Origin of the sequence: Sporosarcina luteola (genome assembly GCF_023715245.1) — a bacterium.
Taxonomy (GTDB): Bacteria; Bacillota; Bacilli; order Bacillales_A; family Planococcaceae; genus Sporosarcina; species Sporosarcina luteola_C.
Genome location: NZ_JAMBNV010000011.1, coordinates 1 through 1,174, shown reverse-complemented (window position 1 = coordinate 1,174; position 1,174 = coordinate 1). Strand labels below are relative to the sequence as shown.

Genomic DNA, 1,174 nt, shown 5'->3' with positions numbered 1-1,174 from the left:
GTAGGGTGTTAAAGCCCGAGAGAGCCGCAGTGAATAGGCCCAGGCGACTGTTTAGCAAAAACACAGGTCTCTGCAAAACCGTAAGGTGACGTATAGGGGCTGACGCCTGCCCGGTGCTGGAAGGTTAAGAGGAGAGGTCAGCGCAAGCGAAGCTTCGAATTGAAGCCCCAGTAAACGGCGGCCGTAACTATAACGGTCCTAAGGTAGCGAAATTCCTTGTCGGGTAAGTTCCGACCCGCACGAAAGGCGTAACGATCTGGGCACTGTCTCAACGAGAGACTCGGTGAAATTATAATATGCGTGAAGATGCGCATTACCCGCGACAGGACGGAAAGACCCCGTGGAGCTTTACTGTAGCCTGATATTGAATTCCGGTGCAGCCTGTACAGGATAGGTAGGAGCCTTGGAATCCGGAGCGCCAGCTTCGGAGGAGGCAATGGTGGGATACTACCCTGGCTGTATTGGACTTCTAACCCTTGCCCGTGATCCGGGCAGGAGACAGTGTCAGGTGGGCAGTTTGACTGGGGCGGTCGCCTCCTAAAGTGTAACGGAGGCGCCCAAAGGTTCCCTCAGAATGGTTGGACATCATTCGTAGAGTGCAAAGGCATAAGGGAGCTTGACTGCGAGACCTACAAGTCGAGCAGGGTCGAAAGACGGGCTTAGTGATCCGGTGGTTCCGCATGGAAGGGCCATCGCTCAACGGATAAAAGCTACCCCGGGGATAACAGGCTTATCTCCCCCAAGAGTCCACATCGACGGGGAGGTTTGGCACCTCGATGTCGGCTCATCGCATCCTGGGGCTGTAGTCGGTCCCAAGGGTTGGGCTGTTCGCCCATTAAAGCGGTACGCGAGCTGGGTTCAGAACGTCGTGAGACAGTTCGGTCCCTATCCGTCGCGGGCGCAGGAAATTTGAGAGGAGCTGTCCTTAGTACGAGAGGACCGGGATGGACATACCGCTGGTGTACCAGTTGTCTTGCCAAAGGCATCGCTGGGTAGCTATGTATGGACGGGATAAATGCTGAAAGCATCTAAGCATGAAGCCCCCCTCAAGATGAGATTTCCCATTACGCAAGTAAGTAAGATCCCTCAAAGAAGATGAGGTGGATAGGTCCGGGGTGGAAGCGTGGCGACACGTGCAGCTGACGGATACTAATCGATCGAGGACTTAACCTTA

Annotated in this window: 1 rRNA gene; it reads left to right on the top strand. The window is 54.7% G+C overall.

Annotated features, from left to right (window positions below):
- Window positions 1-1,173 (top strand): 23S ribosomal RNA (locus M3152_RS17730); the annotation flags it as partial.
- Between the last annotated feature and the right edge of the window lies 1 nt (window position 1,174).